Origin of the sequence: Bacillus spizizenii TU-B-10 (assembly GCF_000227465.1) — a bacterium.
In the GTDB taxonomy this organism is placed as follows: domain Bacteria; phylum Bacillota; class Bacilli; order Bacillales; family Bacillaceae; genus Bacillus; species Bacillus spizizenii.
Map to the genome: position 1 here is coordinate 2,806,050 of NC_016047.1, position 19,744 is coordinate 2,825,793.

A 19,744-nucleotide genomic window follows, 5' to 3' on the forward strand; every position below is an offset into this window, starting at 1 on the left:
CGTGTTACACCTCTTCTATTGAACTCCCGATTATCTAGTTTTCCCTTTGAAAAGATGGATGTGCTCCAGTGCTTTCCCTGTTCCGATCGCTACACAATCAAGCGGGTCTTCGGCGATAAGGACCGGCATTTTCGTTTCTTCACTGATGACTTTGTCTAAATTGCGAAGAAGCGCTCCGCCGCCGGTTAACACAATACCTCTGTCCATAATATCTGCTGCAAGCTCAGGCGGTGTTTTTTCAAGTGTGCTCTTCACTGCTTCGACAATTGTAGATACAGTGTCGCGCAATGCGTTAGAAATTTCTTTTCCTGTAATTTCGATTGTTTTCGGCAGACCTGTCAGTAAATCGCGTCCGCGGATTTCCATTTTATCGGAATCTTCAGGAGCTTCTGCAGATCCGATCTCCATTTTAATCGCTTCAGCCGTACGGTCACCGATCATCAGGTTGTACGTTTTTCTGATGTAGTTGATAATCGCATCATCCATCTCATCACCGGCTACGCGGATCGATTGAGACGTTACAATGCCTCCGAGGGAAATAATCGCAACCTCTGTCGTACCGCCTCCGATATCGACAACCATGCTTCCAGTCGGTTCCCAAACTGGCAGATTGGCTCCGATTGCTGCGGCAAACGGCTCTTCAATCGGATACGCGTCACGCGCTCCTGCCTGTCTTGTCGCATCAATGACAGCGCGTTCCTCAACAGCCGTAATGCCTGAAGGGACACAAACCATCACATATGGTTTTCTGGCAAACATGCCTTTATTTTTAATGGCCTGATTGATGTAATATTTCATCATCGTCGCCGTTGTTTCATAATCAGCGATAACGCCGTCTTTCATCGGGCGAAGTGCCACCACGTTGCCCGGTGTCCGTCCGATCATATTTTTCGCATCATTTCCGACAGCAACAATCGACTTCGTATCCGTTTGCAAAGCGACAACTGACGGCTCTCTCACAACAATTCCTTTTCCTTTTACAAAAACAAGCGTATTCGCAGTTCCAAGATCTATACCAAGGTCTCTTGCACCAATTCCAAACATATGTATGTATCTTCCTTTCTTAAAGCAAAAATACCCTAAAGGGAAAAACTCATAAACTCTATTATAGCTTAATTCGACGAAAAAAAAAGTGTTACAAATATCCTTTTTCCTTTAAACTCACAAATTTTTTGTCCCCGATCACCAAATGGTCAAGCAGCTCAATGCCAATCAGGTTTCCACATTCAAACAGCCGTCTTGTCACTTCAATATCTTCCCTGCTCGGCGTCGGATCTCCAGAAGGATGATTATGAACACAGATAAAGGAAGCGGCAGATCGTTTAAACGCTTCTTTAAACACCTCTCGCGGATGGACAATAGATGAATTCAGACTTCCGATAAATACAGTGCGTTTATGGATGACTTGGTTTTTTGTATTTAAGTATAAACAGACAAAATGCTCCTGGGTTAAAAAGCGCATATCCTCCATGACAAGATTTGCGCCGTCTTCCGGGGAGCGAATGACGAAATGTTCTTCGTTGGCTAATTTATGAATACGGCTTCCAAGCTCTACTGCCGCCAGGATTTGGACCGCTTTTACCATACCGATTCCCCGGATGCTCGACAGCTCTTCAACCGATGCTTCTTTCAGCAATCGAAGTCCGTCAAAAGAGCGAAGTAACCGGTTTGACAGATCCATAACAGATTCGTGTTTAGTTCCTGTCCGCAATAATATAGCCAATAGTTCATGATTCGCTAAGTTCTCGGCTCCGACTTTCAGGAGCCGTTCTCTTGGCTTTTCTTTTGTTGGGAAATCTTTGAGTTTCAATGGCAGATCGTGTATGATCAAGCACTCCTTTTCTTTCCCTTCCCGTTTATAGAACTGTCATGCCTTTATATCAAAATGGCGAAGAACTCTCATCGTTTTTGATATAGGAAGGCCCATGACTGAATAATAATCTCCGTCTATTTTCTTTACAAAAAGCGCGCCTCTTCCTTGGATGCCGTATGCACCTGCTTTATCCATCGGCTCTTTTGTTTCTATATAAGTCCAAATCTCTTCTTCACTGAGGGGCCAAAACGTAACTTCTGTCTTATCATAAAAAGTCTCGCTGTGATTTTCGGCTTGTATGCTGACCGCGGTAATTACTGAATGACTTCGGCCTGAAAGCCTCCGCAGCATAGAAGCAGCTTCCTCTTGATCTTTCGGTTTGCCGAGGCATTCGCCGTCCAGGCATACCATTGTATCAGCGCCGATAACGATTGCATGCGGGTGGAGATCAGCTACAGCCTTAGCTTTTTGTTTTGCCAACCATTGGACGTTTTCTTCAGGTGAAAAGTTTCGATTTAATTTTTCCTCTACTTCACTGACAATAATGGAGTAGGGCAGCTGGAGAAGATCGAGGAGTTCTTTCCTGCGCGGAGATTGTGATGCAAGTATTAGCGGCTTAGTCATGTTCGTCATCCTTTCAGGGTTTGCTTAAGAAAAAAAGATACTCGTTTATCCTACCAAATCACGAGGCTTGTCACAATTTCAGAAAAATAACTTTTTCATGACAAAATAAAAAAAGCCTGTCACTAAAGGACGAAGGCTCAGGCACTTTCTCTTATTTAATGACGGCTAATAGCTGCTGCTGAGCCTTCCACCCGGCTTCAGCATTTGGGTCCTCTAATTCCTTTAATGCCTGCAAAATCGCTTTTTTCTCTCCTGCTTCTGATGCTTCTGTTTCACCAAGCGACTTTTCTATTTTCTCTACACTCGCTTTTGTAATGTCTTCGCCGAGAATCGCCTTTGCTGCAAGCTCCGCTGTTTCTTTGAAGGAATCTGTCATATCTGACTCTATTGATAAGGAAAGCTCCTTGCCTCCCCAAGCTTCAAAATCGCTGTCGATTAAAAGCTGCCCTAACTGCTGTGACACGTCCTTATCACTGGCTAAGCCTGCGATGACATACGTGTACCCGTCATCCTTTGACAGCGACACAGCGGAATAACCTTTTTCAGTCAGTTGTTCTGTTAACGTTTCGGCACCCTTTTCATTTGAGAATTTTCCGGCTTGTACAGCGTACGTTTTATATGTACCTTCAGTTTGTGCCGCCTGTTTTTCTGCGCCTGAGATTTGTTTATCAGCAGAAGTATCTCCGGCTTTTGCCGTTTGGCTGCCCAGAGAATCATCTAAAGAGGCTGGTGCTGCCGCTTCTTTATTGCCCGAGATGTTCAACGCGAATAAGCCTAATCCGGTGCCTATGACAGCTGCAAAGGCAATCGTCGCCGCCACTCTTTTTACCGGTTTGGCCGCCCCGGCCTTTCCTTTTGCATACAGCTTTGTTTTTTTCTTTTGATAAGGCGGAACGACTTTTGGATCCTCTTTAAACACCTTGTCCTCTTCTGAATCCCAGTTAAATTCATCTTCATCGGGATGTTCATGGGAAGCTGCGACCTCCTGTTCTGCCTTTCTCTTTTCCTCCCAATTTGAAAATGTCATGTTTTTATCCGTCTCAGTCTCAGGCGTTTCTTGTTCGTAAACCGTCTCTTCTTTTCCATTAATCGTCACCTTGAGGGCTTTTTCTGCGGCTTTACTGTTTTTTTTATTCTTCCTTTTTTTCAATTCCGCTTCCTCCCTTCATTTGCTTGACCGTTCTTGTCGGCTTTTCATGCTACACACTTTAGCACAGGCGAAAAAAAAAAGAACAAGACTTTTGTCGTCTTGTCCAAAAAACGTTCGTCAAATTTTTCAGCGGTCAGCCCAATGCCATTTTCATATAAAAAGAAATAATAGAGTCACCGTATAAATAGGCTAAAATGCTCCCTGCCGCAATTGCGGGGGCAAAGGGAAGCGGCTGCCTTTTGGCGAGTCTTCCAGTCAGGACAGCTGCCGCTCCATACAATGCACCTATCAAAACAGAAAAGAAAAAGGCAGCTGCCAGCATTTTCACACCAAGCATAAAGCCAATCACCGCAAATAATTTAATATCTCCTCCCCCTATTCCTCCATGGGTGATTGCGGCAATTAAGGACAGGAAAAGAAATCCGGCGGCCGCACCTAACAGGCTGGCATACCAGGAATCAAGCGGAGAAATCAATCTTGCTGCCGCCAAAAAGGGAAGAAATAAAATCAATATTCGATTTGGAATCAGCATAAAATGAATATCTGTCACTACAACAATGATGAGAAGAGAGATAAACACAACCGCAGGCAATAGTTCCGGAGATGAGCCAAAGCGTATTCCTGCGGCGGCAAATAAACACGCTGTCACAAGCTCTGCCGCGGGATACATAAAAGAAATTCTACGTCCGCAGCTTTTACATTTGCCCTTTTGGAAAAGGAATGACAGGATGGGAATTAATTCTGCCGCGGTTAATGTCCGCCGGCAAAACGAGCATGCCGAACGGGGCGTGATAATGGATATATGCAAGGGGATACGGCACCCGGCCGTATAATAAAATGAACCAAGGATTAGCCCGAGGAGAAAAAGAATGGGAAGCATAGACAACACACCTTTACAAGATACTGGTATGGATTGTATCAGAGTGAGCGGGCTGAACTCTAATCGGGAATATTCAATTTTACACATAAAAACCCCGGCAGAATCTCATTTTCGATACTGCCAGGGCTGGACGCCTTTACTTCAACCTTTTGCGAATGTCAGAAATAAAATAGAGTGATCCGGTAATCAGCACAATTTCATTTGAGCCCTTTTTGCTTTCTATAAATTCGAGCACATCGCCCGGATCTTCACTCCAGCTTTTATTGCTGATTTCACTTGCATCATAGAGATCTTTTGCAAGAGAAGCACGCGGGAAATCAAAAGAAGCAAAATGAATCGCATGCGCTATGGTTTCCAGTCTCTTAATCATGTTTTGATACGGTTTGTCCTTTAATGCGCTAAACACCACAGAAATGCGGGAATCAGGGAAACGCTGTTTCATCGTTTCCGCCAGATTTTCAACACCTTCTTCGTTATGCGCACCGTCTAAGTATACCGGCGGATGTTCCTGAACAAGCTCTAATCGCCCCGGCCAAACAGCCTTTACAAGTCCGCTTCTTAACGCCTCATCACTGATACGGGCAATGTTCTCTCTATTAAGCCACTCAGCAGCCAAAATGGACAAAGCCGCATTTTGTCTTTGATGTGTGCCGATCAGAGATGTCCGAATATCTTCATAACACTTCTCAGCCGTTTTGAATGAAAACTGCTCTCCGGCAGGCAGAGCCTCTTCATTGAAAATAACACATGTATCATGTAATGACTGGAACGGCGCAGCATGTCGTTCAGCCTCATGACGAATAACCTGTAAGGCTTCCGGCTGAGTAACAGCTGTAACAATTGGAATACCTTCTTTAATAATTCCGGCCTTTTCCCCAGCAATTTCTTCAATGGTGTTTCCCAAAATGTTCATATGGTCGTGTCCGATGCTTGTGATCACAGTTAAAAGCGGTTCAACTACATTCGTAGAGTCGAATCTCCCGCCCAGACCTGTTTCAAAAATAACAAAGTCGACCTTATGAAACTCTGCAAAATATAAAAATGCACACGCCGTCATAATTTCAAATTCTGTCGGCTGTCCGTATTCCGTTTGATCAAGCGCTTCAACGTGCGGTTTCATCTGATTGACGAGTGCTGTCCATTCCTCGTCTGAAATCGGTGTCCCGTTTACGCTGATCCGTTCATTAAACGTAATGATATAAGGTGAGGTAAACGTTCCTACCGTATATCCGGCTTCTTGCAGCATAGAACGGATAAAAGCCACAGTTGATCCTTTACCGTTTGTTCCTGCGACGTGGAACGCGCGGATTTTCTTTTCAGGATGCCCTAACCGCGCCATCAGCTGCTCCATTCGGCCGAGTCCGGGCTTCACTCCGAATTTCAGCCGCCCGTGAATCCAGCTGCGCGCTTCTTCATATGCAGTAAACAATGATAATCCCCTCTTTTATAAGACAAGGCGGTTTCTCTAGAAACCGCCCCGGCTTTTCATTAGCCCTTCAGCTCAGCCATTCGTTTTTGAACAGCGTCACGCTTTGCCACATAATCTTTTTCTTTTTCACGTTCTTCATCAATTACGTGCGCAGGCGCTTTTTTCATAAATCCTTCATTTCCAAGTTTCTTTTGGACGCGCTCGACTTCTTTCGTCAGCTTATCGAATTCTTTTTGCAGACGGGCAATTTCTTCATCAATATTAATTAAGCCTTCAAGCGGAAGAATAACCTCCGCTCCTGAGACAACGGCCGTCATCGCTTTATCAACAGCCTCGATATCCGTGCCGATTTTTAGCACGCTCGGATTCGTAAAGCGTTCAACATATGAACGGTTCGCTTCGAGACGGGCTGCAATTTCGTCTGTGCTTGTTTTAATATACAGTTCAACCTGCTTGCTCATTGGCGTATTGACTTCACTGCGGATATTACGCACAGAACGGATCAACTCAACAAGAAGCTTCATGTCAGCTGCCGCTTCAGTATCAGTATGCTCCGGTACGACAACAGGCCATTGACTTACTGTAATCGACTCCCCTTGATGAGGAAGGTGCTGCCAAATTTCCTCCGTTAAGAATGGCATAAACGGATGGAGCAGGCGCATCGTTTGATCCAGTACGTAAGCAAGGATGGAACGGGTTGTTTTCTTAGCCGCTTCGTCTTCTCCGTAAAGCGGAAGCTTCGCCATTTCAATATACCAATCACAGAAATCGTCCCAAATAAAGTTATATAAATGGCGTCCGACTTCACCAAATTCATATCGATCAGCAAGCTGAGTCACATGCTCAATCGTTTCATTTAATCGCGTTAAAATCCACTTATCAGCTACTGATTTTTCGCCTGACAGATCAAGCTCATCGTATGTCATGCCGTCCATGTTCATTAATGCAAAACGGGAGGCATTCCAAATTTTATTGGCAAAATTCCAAGTCGATTCCACTTTTTCATAGCTGAAGCGCAGATCTTGGCCAGGAGAGCTTCCAGTCGCAAGGAAATAACGCAGAGAATCGGCTCCGTACTTGTCAATGACATCCATCGGATCGACACCGTTGCCAAGAGATTTACTCATTTTCCGGCCTTGCTCATCACGGATTAAGCCATGGATTAAAACATCTTTGAACGGGCGCTCGCCTGTAAATTCAATGCCTTGGAAAATCATACGTGACACCCAGAAGAAAATGATGTCGTACCCTGTCACGAGAACGTCTGTCGGATAGTAGCGTTTAAAGTCTTCAGCCGTTACATCAGGCCAGCCCATAGTGGAGAAAGGCCAGAGCGCAGAGCTGAACCATGTATCCAGTACGTCTGTATCCTGTTCCCAATTTTCGCTGTCCTCAGGCGCTTCAAGCCCGACATATAGCTCACCTGTTTCTTTATGATACCAAGCAGGAATGCGGTGGCCCCACCACAACTGACGGGAAATACACCAGTCGCGGATGTTTTCCATCCAGTGTAAATACGTTTTTTCGAAACGGTCAGGCACAAAATTGACTTTTTCTTCTTTCTTTTGCAACTCAATCGCTTCATCAGCAAGCGGCTGCATGCGCACAAACCATTGGGTAGAAAGATAAGGCTCAACTACAGCCCCGCTTCGTTCACTATGGCCGACAGAATGCATATGATCCTCAATTTTGAAGAGGACTCCCGCCTCCTGTAAATCTTTTACGAGCTTTTTGCGGCATTCAAAACGATCCATACCTTGGTAATGCAGGGCATTTTCATTCATTGTTCCGTCTTCATTCATGACAAGAATGCGTTCTAAATTGTGGCGGTTGCCAAGCTCGAAGTCGTTCGGATCATGGGCAGGCGTAATTTTCACCGCACCTGAACCAAATTCCATATCAACGTAGTCATCACCGACAATCGGAATTTCACGATTTACAATCGGCAGGATCACCGTTTTTCCGATAAGATGCTTATAGCGCTCATCTTCAGGATGAACGGCAACAGCTGTATCACCGAGCATCGTTTCAGGACGTGTCGTTGCAATTTCAATTGAACCTGAACCGTCAGCGAGCGGATAGCTCATATGATAGAACGCACCTTGAACATCCTTGTAAATGACCTCAATGTCGGATAGAGCTGTTTTTGTCGCAGGGTCCCAGTTAATAATATATTCGCCTCTGTAGATCAGGCCCTTTTCATAAAGCTTAACGAATACTTCGCGAACCGCTTTGCTTAAGCCTTCATCCAGCGTAAAACGTTCACGGGAATAATCAAGGCCAAGGCCTAATTTCGCCCACTGGCTGCGAATAAAGTCAGCATACTCTTCCTTCCACTTCCACGTTTCTTCGAGGAATTTCTCGCGGCCAAGATCATATCGGGATTTGCCCTCTTCACGAAGTTTCGCTTCCACTTTAGCCTGTGTCGCAATGCCGGCGTGGTCCATACCCGGAAGCCACAGTACATCATAACCCTGCATGCGTTTCATTCTTGTTACAATATCTTGCAACGTTGTGTCCCACGCGTGGCCAAGGTGAAGTCTTCCTGTTACGTTTGGCGGCGGAATGACTACAGAATATGGCTCTTTTGTCTGGTCACTGCCTGCTTCAAAAAATTTACCTTTTAGCCAAAAATCATATCGGTCTTTTTCAACCGCTGCCGGATCGTATTTCGTCGGCATTGTTTGTTCATTCGTTTCCATCATAACCCTCCAGCATGTTTAAAAATGGCTGAGAACAAAAAAAGAGCTCTTCATCCCTGTAAAAGGACGAAAAGCTCTTTCGCGGTACCACCTTTTTTCATGAACTCTATCAGTTCATGCACTTACAACGGATAACGGGTGTTTCCCGAATTTCTCTACTCTTCTTTCAAGAAATTATGCTCCCGGGCGACCTTCCAATCAGACAACATAAGAAGCCTTTCAGCAAACGGCTTCTCTCTCTGCATGCGCCTTTTTTGTACTCTTCCCGTTCTAAGCAGGTGTATTTATCAGCTCATTATATACATTATTTATGTTCTTTATTATAGTAAAAGTGTTTTTGATTCGTCAATCATCTTTTCCAAAAACACCGCTTTCTATACAAATGGGCAGGCACCTATTGCCCAAGTTTACATATAATGCTTGTAAATGCGTAGAGGAGGATGCACCTTGAAGAAACGATTCAGCTCTTATTCCCTGCCGCCGTGGGTCAGGCAACTTCGGCTTGTATCCGCGCAAGTGATTATCCCCATTACAATTTTTCAAGGGATCAGAACCATTTTCTTTCCGACAACCTTTGATGTTTTGCTGCTCGCAATCCTGATCTTGTTAGCTTGCGCCCTTCATTTAGACTGGATATAAACAAACAAGTCCGCGCCATTAAGACGTGGACTCGTTTTCAGCCTGAAATTTTTTCTCTAGTTCAATCTGATGAACTTTCATCACAAACGGCTCTATATTTTTCATTTGCCAATAAGCCTTTAATAATTGCGTACATTCATTTTTTTCATGCTGTCTTTTCCCGGTTTGATAACGGTTCAGCACCTTGTACATGGCTGCCGGAAATGCCATATAGCTGAGAAAAAGACTGACTTCCGCTTCACGCAAAGGGAATGATTTCGTGTATGCATAAAACCATTCGACGCATTCCGGACAAGCTTTCGGAAAGCCTCTGAACATTTTTGTATAAAAGCCGAGTAAGTCGTTTTGCGGCGGGCCGACAGACGCTCTTTCGAAGTTTGTGAAATACCCGGTCCCTGTATCATTATACAGAAAATGGTGTATAGACAGGTTGCCGTGGTTCATCACAACCCTTGAGTCACCCTTCTCTTTTGTCGACTCATACCAGTCCTCCAACCGCTCCAGCGCAAAATTCACCGCCGAAATGGTTTCTGAAAAATAGGTTACGGCCTGAAGTTCAAAAGGGGAAAGGTACCATTCCTTTTCCGCTCTGTCTACAAACTGTTCATAATAAATTTTATCATGTTCCCACTTTTTTTTCGTTTGTCCGTAATAACGTTCAATATCATCACGTCTGATCTTTATTTCCTGAGTGGTTCTCTCGTGAAGGCGGGCTGTTTCTCTAAATAAATAAACATGTTTCTGATCCCGTTCTTCCTCCTGGTCAAATTGAAGCCACGGCATTAAATAATAGGAATCTCCGGATTGTATGCCTTCTGATAAAAACTCACCGCTATTTGTTCTGTAAACAGGAACAAATGAACGAAAACCTTTTTCCTCAATCGCCACCATATGATCTGTAAATTGTTTGCTGCGAACCGATTTCAATTTTTTCAGGGCAAATACGCCGTAGTCTGTATACACTTTCCACACAAGAGGACTGACAGGCTCAATAAATTGAGCAGTCAGTCCGTATTTCTGAAGAACCGATAGGGTATCTTCCATTCCATTCACCACATTTTCCGATCGCTTACGGCTTACGCATGGCTGTTGTTATATTGAGGAATATAGAGGATCTGTCCTGCTTTCAATTCATCGTCCAAGGCTAAAGAATTCATCCTGATCAGCTGCTGGGATGTGATTTCATACCGTTCGCATAAGCGTTCGATCGTATCTTCCTGCTGAACAATGCATATTTTCATTCTCGAAAACTCATCCTCTTCTTTCGTAAAGAGTTTTGTTAAATAAAGAGAATTATCACTTTCCTTTGTTTGAGGTTCCTTCGTTTCAGCAGCAGGAGCAACCCTAGGAACAGCATTCGCTTCCTTCCTTTCAGTCTCTGAGGTATCAGTCAGCTGGAAGGATTGAAGAGCTGTTTCTTCCTCAGGCTTTTCAGCCGGTGGTATTTTTCTCACTTCAATTTCAAAGCTTTCTTCCTCTTGTTCTTTCTCTTCCAGCAGCTTAGGCGCTGAATAAAAAGAATCCTCCTCTTCATGTTCGGGTAGGAAGGTGCGGTATGCCGGTGCAGACTCTTCTTGAGGTGCCTCCTCCGAGCTTGCTTTTTGCTTGAAATGAAGCTGTAAAGCGGTTTCGTCATTCTCCACATATGGAGCTGAGGCTGATTTCTTCTCTCTGCTTTCTTCTATGGAGAGAACGGGCTGAGATTCACTTTCAAGAGCCTCTTCCGCTTCTTGACCAAGCGCGGGCTCAGCATGTTCTGGTTGTGCCGCTTCTTTCTCTTCTTGACCAAGCGCGGGCTCAGCATGTTCTGGTTGTGCCGCTTCTTTCTCTTCTTGACGAAGTGCGGGCTCAGCATGTTCCGGTTGTGCTGCTTCTTTCGCTTCTTGACGAAGCGCAGGCTCAGCGTGTTCCGGTTGTGCTGCTTCTTTCTCTCCTTGACGGAATGTAGGCTCAGCGTGTTCCGGTTGTGCTGCTTCTTTCTCTTCTTGACGGAATGTAGGCTCAGCGTGTTCCGGTTGTGCTGCTTCTTTCTCTTCTTGACGGAGTGCAGGCTCAGCGTGTTCCGGTTGTGCTGTTTCTTTCGCTTCTTGACGGAATGCAGGCTCAGCGTGTTCCGGTTGTGCTGCTTCTTTCTCTTCTTGACGGAATGCAGGCTCAGCGTGTTCCGGTTGTGCTGCCTCTTTCTCTTCTTGACGGAATGCAGGATCAGCGTGTTCCGGTTGTGCCGCTTCTTCCTCTTCTTGACGAAGTGCAGGATCAGCGTGTTCCGATTGTGCCGCTTCTTTCGCTTCTTGACGAAGTGCAGGATCAGCGTGGTCCGGTTGTGCCGCTTCTTTCTCTTCTTGACGAAGTGCAGGATCAGCGTGGTCCGGTTGTGCCGTTTCTTCATTTTGAGCCTCTTGGCGCAACGCATATTCAAGAATAGGAGACACTGGAGTTTCTGCTTTTTCCTCTGCAATCACAGTCTCTGCATGTAGTTCAGCTTCCAAAGCAGGCGATTTTTCCGCTCCAGAATCTTCACGAAGATCTGCCTTCGCTGAGGGGGCTGCTTCTTCACGAACATCTGCTATTGCAGCTGCTGGCTCAGGCGTTTCATTTTCTGTTTTTACGATCTCTTGAATCTCTATTTCTGAAGCATCGGGTTCTTCTGTTCCCGATGCTTCACGACTCTCTGCTTCCGGCTCCACAAGCTCTAACGGCTCGGCATCTTCTCGCGCCTCTGGTTCTGAAGCAACCGATTCCGGCGGCGCAGATTCTGCTTTTTCTGTTTCCAGTTCTTCACGGAGCCCCGCTTTCGAGACAAAAAGTTCTGGCGGTTCGGCTGGCGTTTCATCCTGCAGAACTGCTTCCGCTGCCGAAGGTGAACCCGTTTCTACTGCACTTTGTATCGGCGGCTCTGAAATCTCTTCCTCTCTGAATGCCGCTGGAGCCTCATATAGAGGAATCTCCGGCTCTTTGTCTGCCGTATCATCCAAAAGCCCTTCGATCGCTAAATCAGCTTGAATCGTTAAAATGCGAGAATCCATTAATTGATAGTCAAATGCGTCAATAAAGACGAAGACATCCTGTAAATGGCTCACTTTATTTTTCGGAATGGTAATATCCACAGGAAAACAGTGAGTCAGTTCTGCGCTTCCATCCTCTCTCTTTCTGACTTCTTCAACAAACCGCTTATCGGTATAAAACTCTTCGGTATGTTTGTTTTGATCTATGTTGTACTCACCTGTAAGTTCAAGCGATCCTCTGATTGATACATAATCATTTACTTCCTGAACCCTAATGTCAGGATCTAATGAAATAGAAAGCAGTTCAGAAACTTCCTGTCCTTTTTGGAAACAGATCGATTCTTCTACAGAAAATTGCAATCGATGATTTTGCGGCAAGTTCATATCCTCCTTTCATCTAATCCTTAAAATTAGATGTCACTAAAGGTGTATGTATGAACTGGGGAAAATATGAGTTGGCGAACACAGAAAAAAACCGGTACAAGGATGTCCTTGATACCGGTTTTGCTCTTATCCGCGGCTGATCTCAGCAAATACTTTCTCAGCTGCCTGGATTGTTTTTTCAATATCTTCCTCAGTATGGGCTGTTGAAAGAAAAAGGCCTTCGAATTGTGATGGCGGAAGGAATACACCTTCATTTGCCATGCCTTTATAGTAGTTAGCAAACAGCTTCAAATCAGATGCTTTGGCTGTTTCATAATTGATGACAGGTTCGTTTGTAAAGAAGAAGCCGATCATTGAACCTGCGCGGTTAAAGGTATGCGGAATGCCGTGAGCCTCGGCGGCTTTTGAAATGCCTTCTTCCAGCCTGTCGCCTTTTTTGATGAAATTCTTGTAGGATTCAGGTGTCAGCTGCTTCAATGTTTCTAAGCCAGCCGTCATCGCAAGCGGGTTGCCTGACAATGTGCCGGCCTGATAAATCGGACCGCTCGGAGCGATCTGCTCCATGATTTCAGCCTTGCCGCCATAAGCACCGACAGGAAGCCCGCCCCCGATCACTTTTCCTAAACAAGTCAGATCAGGCGTTACGCCGAAGTATCCTTGAGCACAATTATAATCGACGCGGAAGCCTGTCATTACTTCATCAAAAATCAGCAAGGAACCGTATTGCTCAGTGATATCACGCAGCCCTTGCAGGAAGCCTTCTTGCGGCGGAACAACTCCCATATTTCCGGCAACCGGCTCTACAATAACTCCCGCAATGTCTTCACCGAATTGCTGGAAAGCAAGCTTTACACTTTCTAAATCATTGTACGGAACGGTGATGGTGTTTTTCGCAATGCCTTCAGGCACACCAGGGCTGTCAGGCAGACCGAGAGTGGCCACTCCTGAACCCGCTTTAATCAAAAGGGAATCGCCATGCCCGTGGTAGCAGCCCTCAAATTTTAAAATCTTGTTGCGGCCTGTATAGCCTCTTGCCAAACGGAGGGCACTCATAGTAGCCTCTGTCCCGGAGCTGACCATTCGTACAATTTCTACAGATGGCACACGATCAATGACGAGTTTTGCCAGTTCATTTTCCACTTCAGTAGGGGCACCGAAGCTTGTCCCGTATTCTGCCACTTTTTTGAGGCTCTCTACGACGCGGTCATTTGTATGCCCTAAAATTAAAGGCCCCCATGACAAGACGTAGTCAATATATTCATTTCCGTCAATATCATAGATTTTTGAGCCTTTTCCGCGCTCCATAAAAATCGGGTCCATGTCTACCGATTTAAATGCGCGAACGGGACTGTTCACACCGCCCGGCATGAGTTTTTGCGCTTCTTTAAAAGCCGCTTTTGATTTTTCATAGCTTCTCATCTGCCTCAACTCCTGTCAACTGAATAAAATTACTCCGCAAGCCATTTCGCTGCGTCTTTGGCATGATACGTAATAATCAGGTCAGCACCTGCACGCTTCATGCTTGTCAAAATTTCTAACACAATTTCCTTTTCTTTGATCCAGCCGTTCTGCGCTGCAGCCTTTACCATTGAATACTCTCCGCTTACATTATAAGCGACGAGCGGCAAAGTAAACTCATTTTTTACGTCACGCATGATATCCATATATGAAAGTGAAGGTTTGACAATCAAAAAGTCCGCGCCTTCCTCGACATCTGATTGTGCTTCGCGGAGTGCTTCCATACGGTTGGCAGGGTCCATCTGATATGTTTTGCGGTCTCCGAATTGCGGCGTGCTGTTTGCTGCATCACGGAACGGACCGTAAAACTCACTTGAATATTTCACAGCGTAAGACATGATTGGAATATTGACGAACCCTTCTTTATCAAGCGCTTTTCTGATCACTGTAACAAATCCGTCCATCATGTTTGAAGGCGCAATGATATCCGCACCTGCTTTCGCTTGGCTGACAGCTGTCTGCGCCAAAAGCTCCAGCGATTCATCATTGAGGATGACGCCGTCTTTGACAAGTCCGCAATGGCCGTGGTCTGTATATTCGCATAAGCACGTATCAGCGACAACAACCATCTCAGGGAAGTGTGTTTTAATTTCTGTGATGGCTTTTTGAACGATGCCGTGATCATGATACGCTTGCGTTCCGCAATCATCTTTTTCTTCCGGGATGCCGAACACGATGACAGATTGAATGCCCAGTTTAACCAGCTCTGCCACTTCATCCTTCAGTAGATCTAATGATACATGGTAAACATCAGGCATTGACGGAACAGCTTTTTTGCCTTCCAGCCCTTCAACGACAAAAATTGGATAAATAAAATCCGATGGGTGCAAACGTGTTTCCTTTACCATCTCTCTCATTGCTTTTGATGACCGCAGGCGGCGGTGTCTGTTAAATGATTGACTCATATTCTCTCTTCCTCTCTTGACATGCTGCACATTAACTCAAGCATGCCATCTATTGTAAATGTATCAGGCGTATGCGATGTGATGCCATACGTCAGCAGAGCGTCCCTTGTTAAAGGTCCGATGCTGATACAGACCGATCTGTTCGCCTGCCACTTTTTCAATTCTTCCCCCAAGACATGCATAAACGTATGTACGGTTGATGAACTCGTAAATGTCACATAGTCAAATGAATATTGGCCCGCAACCTTTTTCAGTGCCTCGATGCCATCTTCATCCGGAATCGTTTCGTAGACAACCCATTCTTTCACTTTAAATCCGAGCGGGACAAGCTCCTGTTTTATCACATCACGTGACAAATTGCCTTTCACCACTGTAATCCGTTCCGCCAGTTCAGCATGCTGCTTAAGAGCCTCCGCCAACTGTTCAGCGATATAGTCCTTAGGCATCACATCAACCGATACGTTATGCGTTTCCAAACGGCGAGCCGTTTTCTCACCGACAGCTGCAATTTTTTTATGCGCTGGAAGAATTAGCTGATTTTCCTTTAAATAAGAAAAAAAGAAGTCTGCTCCGTTCACACTTGTAAAAACAAGCCAGCCGGGGGCGGCAAGATCCTCTTTCACCTGTTTTGCAAGATTATTCGGCAAAGCGCGGCGAAACGTAATCAAAGAGGTCAAAACCGCTTTTCCGCCAAGTGCCTCCACTTTTTGCTGAAACGATTTTGCCTGCGCCTTATTCCGGGTGACAAGCACTGTTTTTCCTTTCAGCGGAAAATCATTTTCCATCCTCATCAAGCTCCCGTTTTACACGATCAATTAATTCTTTGGCTCCTTTGTCAGTCATAAGAGCGGCACAGCGCTTTCCGACTTCCTCCGGATCGTTTCCGGTGACGGTTTCTTTAAAAATGATTTTGCCGTCAGGAGAAGCGACAAGCCCAGTCAATTCAATTTCATCCTGCTCGTTTAACACTGAGTAGCCTGCGATCGGAACCTGGCATCCGCCCTCCATCGCGTTTAAATAAGCACGTTCCGCCAACACAGTCCGTTTTGTATACTCATCCGTAAACTGAGAAAACAACGCCAATAGCTCTTCATCCGATTCTCTGCACTCAATCGCCAGTGCTCCCTGGCCCACAGCAGGCAAACAGCGCTCAGGCTCTAGGAATTCGGTTACGATATCTTGCTTCCAGCCCATTCTGGAAAGGCCGGCAGCGGCTAAAATAATCGCGTCATAATCCTCAGTTTCCAGCTTTTGAAGTCTCGTGTCTATATTACCTCTAATCCATTTAATTGTAATGTCAGGGCGCTCAATTAAAAGCTGCGCACTTCTTCTTAAACTGCTTGTGCCGATGACAGCGCCTTCCTTCATTTCTGAAAGCTTTACACGATTCTTTGAAATAAGGGCATCACGTGGGTCTTCCCGTTCAGGAATACAGCCGATCACAAGGCCTTCAGGCAAAACAGCAGGCATGTCCTTCATGCTGTGCACCGCCATATCAATGTCTTCATTCAAAAGCGCTTGTTCAATCTCTTTGACAAACAGGCCTTTTCCTCCCACTTTTGAGAGCGTAACATCGACGATCCGGTCACCCTTTGTCACGATTTCTTTGATTTCAAAGGCAAATGAAGGATTGATTTCCTTCAGTTTTTGAATAACCCATTTTGTTTGAGTCATAGCGAGTTTGCTCCGTCTGGAACCTACTTTTATTGTTCTCATCGTTTTCTTTCCTCCCGAATCTGCTTGGGACATCATTTAACTGAACCAATGGAATTGCGACAGGCTTCCAAGCAGGAAATAATTGATCATCAGCACGAGAAAACAAGCCGTATTCCACAATGCTGCGACCTTTCCTTGCAGCTCTTTAATCAGCCTGATATAAAGATAATAGCTGTACAGCAGCAGGACGACAAACGAACCAAGCACTTTGGCGTCGAACCAATACAGCGTTTCTAATGATACATACGCCCAAATAACGCCGAGAATCAAACTCAGCAACAGCATCGGGACTCCGATGACATTCAGAACATATGCCATATAATCAAGCTTAGACAAATCTTCTATTCTCAACAGCCATTTTCCCCACTTTTTCTTTTTCAGCAAATGATATTGAAACATATACAGGACAGAAAAAACGAAAGAAAGGGAAAAAGCGCCGTATGAAAGAATTGCCATTGTAATATGAATCACCAAAAGCTCGGATACAAGCTGCCCGGAAAAAGCGGCAGACTGCTGCTCTGTCGGTGAAAATGTATGAATGGCGATCATAGAAAACCCTATTACATTTGTAAAAAACACAATAAAGTCAACTCGTAAAAGCTTTGTCAGTACAAGTGACAGCGTGACAAGCACCCAGGCATAAAAATAAAGCGCCTCCGTCACATTTAATACCGGAAACCGCCCCGTCACCCACATAAAATAGGCCAAATACACGGTTTGCAGAGTCCAGACAATAGAAAGCAACCAGAAGGCCATTTTTCCAGCCTTCCGGTTGTGTTGAAGAAAATCTATAAAATAAAAGAGTACACTTAATGCATAAATGACGATTGTTCCCTCATTAAGTCTTGCCATTGCAGTATCAATCATTCAGCATTCACTCACTTACAAGTGGGACAAAGCCCGCTTTTGATTCAGCCTTCTTAAAAGAATGGACCTTTTGGCTGCTTTCAACAGTTTTCATCATTTGACGGCCCGCAGCTTCTTCAATATCAAAAATCTGCATAAACAAGGCAAGCTTTTCTTCAGAATCAGCATCTGCCGCAAGCTCTTTCACCTTTAAGATCGGATCACGCAGCATTTGGTTAATGATACTTTTGGTGTGTTTGTTCAACAGTTTTTTCTCTCTTGTGCTTAAGTGAGGCAGCTTCCGCTCGATGCTGTCCATTGTTTCTGACTGGATCGCAAGTGCCTTTTCGCGCAATGCGGAAATAACCGGCACAACACCAAGTGTATTCAGCCATTGTTTGAACTCCACAATGGTTTCTTCAATTAACAGTTCAACTTTTTCAGCGGTTTCTCTCCGTTCTTTCATGTTCGCTTCTACAATGCCTTCGAGATCGTCGATATCATAAAGGAAAACACCTTCAAGATCATTTAGCGCAGGATCAAGGTCTCTAGGCACGGCAATGTCCACCATAAACAGCGGACGTCCCTTGCGAAGCTTATTCGCGTTTTCCATCATCTCTTTGGACACGACAAAATCACTTGCACCGGTTGAACTAATTAGGATATCGGCCTCCGCAAGCGCGCTTTCAAGCTGATTCAAGCTTCTCGCTTCACCAGAGAAACGGTCTGCAAGCTCCTTCGCTTTCAAGTATGTTCGGTTAATGACAGTGACCTTGCCGATTCCCTGTCCGTGCAGGTTTTCCGCAGCAAGCTCGCCCATTTTTCCCGCACCGAGAATCAATATATGCTTGCTTGAAAGGTTTCCGAAGATTTTTTTAGCAAGTTCAACTGCTGCATAGCTTACTGATACTGCATTTGAGCCAATGTCTGTTTCAGCATGAGTCCGTTTGCCCACTGTAACGGCCTGCTTAAACAGCTCATTAAAAATAGTCCCGATCGTTTTTTCTTGCTGAGCTGTTTTAAAGCTGTCGCGCACCTGGCCGAGAATCTGCGTTTCACCAATCACCATAGAATCAAGTCCGCAGGCTACACGGAATAAATGCTCAACAGCCGCATCGCTTTCATAAAATGTTAAAAACGGCGACAGTTCTTCTTTGCTTAATTGAAACCAATCAGCTAAAAACTTTTTTATATAATAACGGCCGGTATGGAGCTGGTCGACTACCGCATAAATTTCAGTGCGATTGCATGTGGAAACGATGATGTTTTCAAGAATGCTTTTCTCTTCCTTCAGCTGCACCATCGCTTCTGCCAGCTCATTCGGCTGAAAGCTTACTTTTTCACGTATCTCAATAGGGGCGGATTTATAATCTACTCCCACAACAAGTATATGCATCGCTTTAATTACACCCCCAACACCCAATCTTTTATTTATAATCATTCTAACATAGAACTCATTATTTATAATAATTATAACATAGTTTCTTTCACAAAATGTGAACAGATTTTAAAATTCTTATGCTATATTAGAAAAAGCTTCACGGAAAAGAAGCATTCCTATTGACAATACCAAAAACAGCAGAAATTTACTACACGTCAGCTCTAAAAAACAAGAAGGTGATATGCATGAAACAAAAATCAATTTTATTCCCTTGTCTGCTGCTTGCCGCTTCTGTATATGCATGGCTTGAAAGCGGCCAAGCCGAACTGTTTTCAGGGCAGGGTCAATGGCCTGTTCTCCTCATGCTGTTAGGCGCAGCCTTTGTATATCAAGGAAAAAAAGAAGCCGTTACACCACACTTCTTTATCGGTTTGCTTCTTTTCGGGATCGGCTTGCACTTTTTCGCCAAGCCGAAATGGCCATGGTGGCCGGATGATTTTGAAATGCTCGTATTTATCATCGGCTTCTCGCTCTTGGTGTCAACCGTTCAGAAAAAAGAATATGTATATGAAGCTGTATCAATGATTTGTTTTTCCCTGTTTTTGTACTTTTTCAAACAAATTATGGCATGGCTAGAATCTGCTCATATTCCGACAGCGCTTCTGAAAGAGTATTGGCCGTTTGTCTTTATTGGAATCAGTTTATTGTTATTATTGATAAAACGGAAAAAATCTATACGATAAATAAAACCG

The 19,744-nt window shown here is 44.7% G+C and carries 17 protein-coding genes and 1 other annotated feature; of the genes, 2 read left to right on the forward strand and 15 right to left on the reverse strand.

What is annotated here, in order from left to right; all coding sequences use genetic code 11:
* Positions 1-30: 30 nt before the first annotated feature.
* The 7 genes from mreB to valS all read right to left on the reverse strand — a co-directional run bounded on the left by mreB (position 31) and on the right by valS (position 8,598).
* Entirely contained in the window at positions 31-1,044 is a 1,014-nt protein-coding gene (mreB, locus tag GYO_RS36060) for a cell shape-determining protein MreB (protein ID WP_014114656.1), read from the reverse strand.
* A gap of 91 nt (positions 1,045-1,135) precedes the next feature.
* Positions 1,136-1,831, reverse strand: coding sequence for a RadC family protein (gene radC / locus GYO_RS36065; RefSeq protein WP_041521028.1), 696 nt, complete (start codon positions 1,829-1,831; stop codon positions 1,136-1,138).
* A 36-nt stretch (positions 1,832-1,867) separates the two neighbouring features.
* Positions 1,868-2,437 carry a Maf family nucleotide pyrophosphatase gene (locus GYO_RS36070; RefSeq protein WP_014114658.1) on the reverse strand — a complete coding sequence of 190 codons (570 nt, stop codon included), beginning with the start codon at positions 2,435-2,437 and terminating at the stop codon, positions 1,868-1,870.
* 151 nt (positions 2,438-2,588) lie between these two features.
* Positions 2,589-3,587, reverse strand: a complete 999-nt coding sequence (gene spoIIB / locus GYO_RS36075; protein WP_014114659.1) for a stage II sporulation protein SpoIIB — start codon at positions 3,585-3,587, stop codon at positions 2,589-2,591.
* Between the two features lie 133 nt (positions 3,588-3,720).
* Positions 3,721-4,467 carry a prepilin peptidase gene (locus GYO_RS36080; protein ID WP_041521029.1) on the reverse strand — a complete coding sequence of 249 codons (747 nt, stop codon included), beginning with the start codon at positions 4,465-4,467 and terminating at the stop codon, positions 3,721-3,723.
* A 136-nt stretch (positions 4,468-4,603) separates the two neighbouring features.
* Entirely contained in the window at positions 4,604-5,896 is a 1,293-nt protein-coding gene (locus tag GYO_RS36085; RefSeq protein WP_014114662.1) for a bifunctional folylpolyglutamate synthase/dihydrofolate synthase, read from the reverse strand.
* A 59-nt stretch (positions 5,897-5,955) separates the two neighbouring features.
* Positions 5,956-8,598, reverse strand: coding sequence for a valine--tRNA ligase (gene valS, locus GYO_RS36090; RefSeq protein ID WP_041521030.1), 2,643 nt, complete (start codon positions 8,596-8,598; stop codon positions 5,956-5,958).
* Between the two features lie 59 nt (positions 8,599-8,657).
* Positions 8,658-8,880 (reverse strand) — a binding site (T-box leader).
* 165 nt (positions 8,881-9,045) lie between these two features.
* On the opposite strand from valS, the gene GYO_RS36095 reads away from it, so the two are divergent.
* A complete protein-coding gene (locus GYO_RS36095) occupies positions 9,046-9,237 on the forward strand; it encodes a YszA family small membrane protein (RefSeq protein ID WP_014114664.1) in 192 nt (63 codons plus the stop codon).
* Positions 9,238-9,255: 18 nt separating this feature from the next.
* Here the strand turns inward: GYO_RS36095 and cotN are convergent, their stop codons facing one another.
* The 8 genes from cotN to hemA form a co-directional block, all read right to left on the reverse strand.
* A complete protein-coding gene (gene cotN / locus GYO_RS36100; protein WP_014114665.1) occupies positions 9,256-10,281 on the reverse strand; it encodes a spore coat protein CotN in 1,026 nt (341 codons plus the stop codon).
* A gap of 32 nt (positions 10,282-10,313) precedes the next feature.
* Positions 10,314-12,620: a LysM peptidoglycan-binding domain-containing protein gene (locus GYO_RS44340; protein ID WP_014114666.1), complete on the reverse strand. Its 2,307-nt coding sequence runs from the start codon at positions 12,618-12,620 to the stop codon at positions 10,314-10,316.
* Positions 12,621-12,752: 132 nt separating this feature from the next.
* Positions 12,753-14,045 (reverse strand): glutamate-1-semialdehyde 2,1-aminomutase, encoded by a 1,293-nt coding sequence (hemL, locus tag GYO_RS36110; RefSeq protein ID WP_014114667.1) that lies wholly within the window; start codon positions 14,043-14,045, stop codon positions 12,753-12,755.
* A 29-nt stretch (positions 14,046-14,074) separates the two neighbouring features.
* Positions 14,075-15,049: a porphobilinogen synthase gene (gene hemB, locus GYO_RS36115; RefSeq protein ID WP_014114668.1), complete on the reverse strand. Its 975-nt coding sequence runs from the start codon at positions 15,047-15,049 to the stop codon at positions 14,075-14,077.
* On the reverse strand, positions 15,046-15,834 hold the full coding sequence (hemD, locus tag GYO_RS36120) for a uroporphyrinogen-III synthase (RefSeq protein WP_014114669.1): 789 nt from the start codon (positions 15,832-15,834) through the stop codon (positions 15,046-15,048). The genes hemB and hemD overlap by 4 nt, the downstream gene beginning before the upstream one ends.
* Positions 15,824-16,765 carry a hydroxymethylbilane synthase gene (gene hemC, locus GYO_RS36125; protein WP_014114670.1) on the reverse strand — a complete coding sequence of 314 codons (942 nt, stop codon included), beginning with the start codon at positions 16,763-16,765 and terminating at the stop codon, positions 15,824-15,826. Before hemC ends, hemD begins: the two co-directional genes overlap by 11 nt.
* Positions 16,766-16,801: 36 nt before the next feature.
* Positions 16,802-17,632, reverse strand: coding sequence for a cytochrome c biogenesis protein (locus GYO_RS36130; protein WP_003222575.1), 831 nt, complete (start codon positions 17,630-17,632; stop codon positions 16,802-16,804).
* A 7-nt stretch (positions 17,633-17,639) separates the two neighbouring features.
* The gene (hemA, locus tag GYO_RS36135; RefSeq protein ID WP_014114671.1) at positions 17,640-19,007 is read right to left on the reverse strand and encodes a glutamyl-tRNA reductase; all 1,368 of its coding nucleotides are present in this window, start codon (positions 19,005-19,007) and stop codon (positions 17,640-17,642) included.
* A 230-nt stretch (positions 19,008-19,237) separates the two neighbouring features.
* On the opposite strand from hemA, the gene GYO_RS36140 reads away from it, so the two are divergent.
* Positions 19,238-19,735, forward strand: coding sequence for a hypothetical protein (locus GYO_RS36140; RefSeq protein ID WP_014114672.1), 498 nt, complete (start codon positions 19,238-19,240; stop codon positions 19,733-19,735).
* Positions 19,736-19,744: the final 9 nt, after the last annotated feature.